Origin of the sequence: Pseudomonas sp. ICMP 10191, assembly GCF_001467335.1 — a bacterium.
In the GTDB taxonomy this organism is placed as follows: domain Bacteria; phylum Pseudomonadota; class Gammaproteobacteria; order Pseudomonadales; family Pseudomonadaceae; genus Aquipseudomonas; species Aquipseudomonas cerasi.
Genome location: NZ_LKGW01000156.1, coordinates 1 through 4,147, shown reverse-complemented (window position 1 = coordinate 4,147; position 4,147 = coordinate 1). Strand labels below are relative to the sequence as shown.

Genomic DNA, 4,147 nt, shown 5'->3' with positions numbered 1-4,147 from the left:
CAATACCGGCGCGGCTTCCGGCGCGATCACGAATCCATAAAAGGCGAGGTTTAAAAATGGCGAATCAAGACCTTTTCAAGCCGAGCATCAGCCTCTGGCAGCACTACATCACCATCGTGGCTGTTGGCCTGGCTTGCTGGATGAACTCAGTGACGGGTGGGATCGTCGCCATCGCTGTGCTGGTAATCGGCGCGGCATTTGAAGGCGTTATTCAGGCCTACCAAGGTCGAGGCCGCCAATGAAGAAGTCACACGGCCCATCGTTCCGTCGAGAGCTGAAGTTCATCGTGGAATGCAACATCTGCGGCGGGAAGGGCGTTTACACCGGGCTTTTTCACCAATTGGAGTGTCCCCAGTGCCACGGCTCTGGCTGGATCTGCGGCCACACGCTTCAGGCGTTGCCACTCAGCGACATCGTTCCGGTGCTCAATCAAAGACTCAAAGAAGCGTTGGCCGAAATCGCAGGTGCTAACAGACAGATTGGCGGTGCGCACCAACAGTACGAACAGAACAACCGCCGCGGTGCCGGTGGATCGAATTACACAGGGGATTGACCATGATGACTCGCAACACGATGCACCGCCCGCTGGGTGAAACTGAAAACATGCTCGAGCAGTGGGGGTATTGGCGGATGGATGGTATGGGCGTGCCCAGCTACGCGTCGCCCACGCTGGCCCTGATGCGGGATGCCATGCCGATGCCCGGTAAGTCGTATGTGATCACCGACGAGCTGGCCGGACTTGTGGACGCGGCCGTAGCTGGCCTGTGTAACCGTCACCAGCAGATGGGCGACATGGTCTGGTTCTACTACGGTGCGAAGTGGCCAGCGATCCGGGTAGGTCGTCACTTTGGAATGAGCGAGGGCAAGGCGCGCGAGCTGATCAAGGCCGGTGCGGCCTGGGTGGATTGCTATTTGGAGGGAGTTCGGACGGCAGCGTAAAAAAGAGTTGTCCATATGGAATAGCTCTGTTTTCATGGCACGGTGTTCAGCTGTTCCAGCGTGGCACCCCTTCCTACCTACCGTTGGGTAAAAAGCGCATTTTAAATAATGCGCTCTGAAGGCGAATTGATGTAAATTCCTGTGAATTCTGCAGGGAGAGCATCGGTGACGGACTTACTGACAATTGATTTACCCGTTACGTTTTTTTTCGAGGCTGAAGAGCCCATTCCGATTGATGAAATTGTTTCATCCCTTTTAGGCCTACAAAAGCTGGCATCCAAAGTGCCGGCTTTGGTGGGAGCTCTATGTGAAGCGGATGAAGAAGTCGATTTGGAAAGCCTTAAAGTTTCCAAAATACAGTCCGGCAGCCTCTTGGAGGTCCTTGTCCTCACCTTGCTGTTTAGCTCGGTTGCCGACAAGGAAAAATGCATAAAATGGCTGAATGAGACCAAAATGGGTAAATATGCGAAGTATGGGCTGGGCGGGCTTCTCGTACTACTGCTTGCCAGTGAAGCTGTTACTATGTACGACAGTTTCAACTCCAAGGTAGCTGACAAGGAAGAAACTCCAAGTATCCAGGCCAATCACAATATTATAATTAATGTTGGTAGTTCGGCCACGGGTGTCACCGCTGAAAAATTGCAAGCAGCTGTTGACAGCGCTCTCACAGGCGATAGGAAAAAAGTTGTCCGTGCTGCCTTGGATTTTATCTCACCCGCTTCCGGTGACGGGAGAGGTGGTTTGCATGTGGGCGACCACGCTACGGGGCTTCAATTTTCCCATGAGGCTGCTTCTGACGCGCCAGAAACTCCTGATTTTCGAGCACGTGACACTGCGGTCCGTTACACGCAGACCCGTCTTGAAATTCGCGCTTTAGATAGAGATAGATCTGACACTGGTTGGAAAGGAACTCTTCCCCAAGCAACTGGAGAAAAAAGGCTGCCTTTGATATTCGCAGACGGCGTCGACGTCACGAAAGCAGTTTCGCAGGAGGCGGTCAGTGCCGATGTTGAGGTCGTAATGGCAACTGACTTTAATAGAGGTGTTTTAATTCCTAAGAAGATTACTGTTATCAAAATTTACTAGTTCCAACTTGGTAGGCCGCACCTTCCTTGTAGTACTATCGCTATAACTTTTAGGCTCGCCATATCGGCGGGCCTTTTTCATTTCTGGAGTAACGATGGACCCGACCGACCTCGGCCCAGGCACCGCCACCTGGCTGGGCGGCACGGGCACCATTCTGCTGGGCGGCTTCCTCTGGTTAAGGAAATTCCTCTCTAGGGATGCGACCGATCGCGCCATGGACAACGCCGATATCGGCACCGTCCGCAGGCTGAACGAACTGCTCGACTCGGAACGACAGGCCCGCAAAGAAGCAGAGGCCCGAGCCGACCAGTTCGCCAAAGAACGCAACGAGCTGGCCGCCGCTGTCGGCCGCATGGAGGGGAAGATCGAAGCCCTTACCGGTCAGGTTGCCCAGCTCACCGACAAGGTAACAACGCAGAGCGCAGAGATTGCTCGACTGCGCACCAAGTTGGGAGGAATCAACTGATGGATAGATGCGCAATCAACTTCGTTGCCCGCCACTGGTGGAGGCGGATAGAGGTTTGGCTGATCGCCGTACTGTTGTTGGCTGGCGGTGCGATGTTGGGGTTTCAGGTTGCCGAGTGGCGGCTATCCAGTTGGTACACCGCTCAGGTCACCGAAGTTCGTCGAGGATATGACGAGGCCACCAAGCAGCGCGACATGCGCCTGAACAGGCTTGCAAACACCGCAACTGAGGCAGCCGTAAAGGTTGAGGGTGCAGCAGCAAAGGCTGAGGCAGCAGCAGGTACGGCGACCGAGGCCGCAAAGACTGCTGGCACCGCCGCCGACAAGGTCAACGAGGTCCTGGAGCGGCAGACGCCGTGACGCGCCACCTGATTGATCCTGAGCGATATATGGATCGTGATCAGATCAGAGTGGCGCAGCAGATGTTCCAAGAGCGAGACAAACTACAGGCGCTGCTTGGTTCCGTAGTGTGTGGCAAGGAGCTCGCCGTTTCGATACGAGGCGCCTGGCAGCCTGCTGAGGTGGTAGCAGAATTGCAGCGACCACTGCGCAACTATTACCAGAAAAAGGTAAATTCCTTAAATGCGCAGCTCAAGCAGCCTGGCTGGAGCGGAAATTAGTCGGATAGAATAGCTGCGCCATCGTGTCGTCCGGACTTGATTGTCAGTTGTGGCTGTTATTTACGTGAGGCAAGGCACACTTGGTGGGTCTTCTTATGATCGCTGATCTCGGTTCGCAGTTCCTGCCGGGTTTCTTGACTGAAGTTGCGGATAGTAGCCCAGCTGAGAGTATTTTCTAAATTCAGGGTCTCGCGCCAGATCTTGTCGCACTCGTCAGCCTGAGCCGATGCGAGGCTTGATTTGACTGATGCTAGCTCATCTTCCTTTCTACGATATGTCGATTCCCATGTTTGGAAATCGCTGCGCAATTTCGCGTTTTCCTGTTTCAGCTGAACGGCTTGGTCACGAAGGTAAGTGTTATCCGCTTCGATGCGGCCGATCTCTCTCGATTGCTGCGAAGAATACTGCAGGTAAGCGAATGCCCCGCCTCCGCATCCAAACACTATTCCGCTTATGACACCGATCCACTTTAATGTTTCGTCCACTGCACTGCCTCAATGTGTAAAACGAGAAACCTTATAACGCCCTTTATGTGCTGTGCAAGCACCAGGCGATTGAGCAATTGAGCAAGTGAGGCAACAAGCATGAGCTGTAGTGGATGCGCTCACCGGCGCGAATGGATTAACAAGTGGACAAAGGTGGCATATGAACGAGCACAGCAACTCCTTGCTAAGCCAGATCCTGGCCGAGCAGGTGCAGCAGACCCAACTGCTACAGCGGATGGTAGAGCAACAGACGCTGCTGATCGACGCACTGAGTGAAGAAGAGCCGGAAGACCCGGATGCTCAACCTCACACGTACTTGGACGGCACACCATGCCGTTGAGACCGCAGAAGCCATGCAATGCTCAGGGCTGCAACATACTGACCCGTAACCCCCGTTACTGTGACGCCCATAAGGATGTAGGCAAGCAGTTCGAAGTGAAGCAGCGGGAGAAGCAACGCGAGACCAGCAGCCAGCGCGGCTACAGCTACAAGTGGCAACAGGCGCGCAAGGGCTTCTTGGCTAAGCATCCGCTCTGCGTAGAGTGCGAGCGC

Annotated in this window: 9 protein-coding genes and 1 pseudogene; 9 read left to right on the top strand and 1 reads right to left on the bottom strand. The window is 54.4% G+C overall.

The genetic code is table 11. From position 1 onward, the window contains the following. The 7 genes from AO388_RS23150 to AO388_RS23120 all read left to right on the top strand — a co-directional run. Window positions 1-242 (top strand): hypothetical protein (locus tag AO388_RS23150; RefSeq protein ID WP_236713943.1); only part of this gene is annotated, 242 nt, incomplete at its 5' end. Beyond that, complete coding sequence (locus AO388_RS23145) at window positions 239-553, top strand: hypothetical protein (protein ID WP_058417237.1); 315 nt, start codon at window positions 239-241, stop codon at window positions 551-553. The genes AO388_RS23150 and AO388_RS23145, both read left to right, overlap by 4 nt. 2 nt (window positions 554-555) lie before the next feature. Beyond that, complete coding sequence (locus tag AO388_RS23140) at window positions 556-939, top strand: antitermination protein Q (protein WP_058417236.1); 384 nt, start codon at window positions 556-558, stop codon at window positions 937-939. Between the two features lie 165 nt (window positions 940-1,104). After that, complete coding sequence (locus AO388_RS23135; RefSeq protein WP_058417235.1) at window positions 1,105-2,025, top strand: hypothetical protein; 921 nt, start codon at window positions 1,105-1,107, stop codon at window positions 2,023-2,025. Window positions 2,026-2,119: 94 nt separating this feature from the next. Further along, on the top strand, window positions 2,120-2,491 hold the full coding sequence (locus AO388_RS23130; RefSeq protein WP_058417234.1) for a hypothetical protein: 372 nt from the start codon (window positions 2,120-2,122) through the stop codon (window positions 2,489-2,491). Continuing rightward, window positions 2,491-2,850, top strand: a complete 360-nt coding sequence (locus AO388_RS23125; RefSeq protein WP_058417233.1) for a hypothetical protein — start codon at window positions 2,491-2,493, stop codon at window positions 2,848-2,850. The genes AO388_RS23130 and AO388_RS23125 overlap by 1 nt, the downstream gene beginning before the upstream one ends. Continuing rightward, window positions 2,847-3,110 carry a hypothetical protein gene (locus tag AO388_RS23120; protein WP_236713942.1) on the top strand — a complete coding sequence of 88 codons (264 nt, stop codon included), beginning with the start codon at window positions 2,847-2,849 and terminating at the stop codon, window positions 3,108-3,110. Before AO388_RS23125 ends, AO388_RS23120 begins: the two co-directional genes overlap by 4 nt. A 56-nt stretch (window positions 3,111-3,166) precedes the next feature. Here the strand turns inward: AO388_RS23120 and AO388_RS23115 are convergent, their stop codons facing one another. After that, window positions 3,167-3,595 (bottom strand): hypothetical protein, encoded by a 429-nt coding sequence (locus AO388_RS23115; RefSeq protein WP_058417231.1) that lies wholly within the window; start codon window positions 3,593-3,595, stop codon window positions 3,167-3,169. 160 nt (window positions 3,596-3,755) lie between these two features. Here AO388_RS23115 and AO388_RS23110 point away from each other — a divergent pair, with 160 nt between their 5' ends. Together AO388_RS23110 and AO388_RS29805 are read left to right on the top strand one after the other, a co-directional pair. Continuing rightward, window positions 3,756-3,935, top strand: coding sequence for a hypothetical protein (locus AO388_RS23110; protein ID WP_058417230.1), 180 nt, complete (start codon window positions 3,756-3,758; stop codon window positions 3,933-3,935). Beyond that, window positions 3,926-4,147, top strand: a pseudogene (locus AO388_RS29805) (HNH endonuclease); the annotation flags it as partial. The gene AO388_RS23110 and the pseudogene AO388_RS29805, both read left to right, overlap by 10 nt.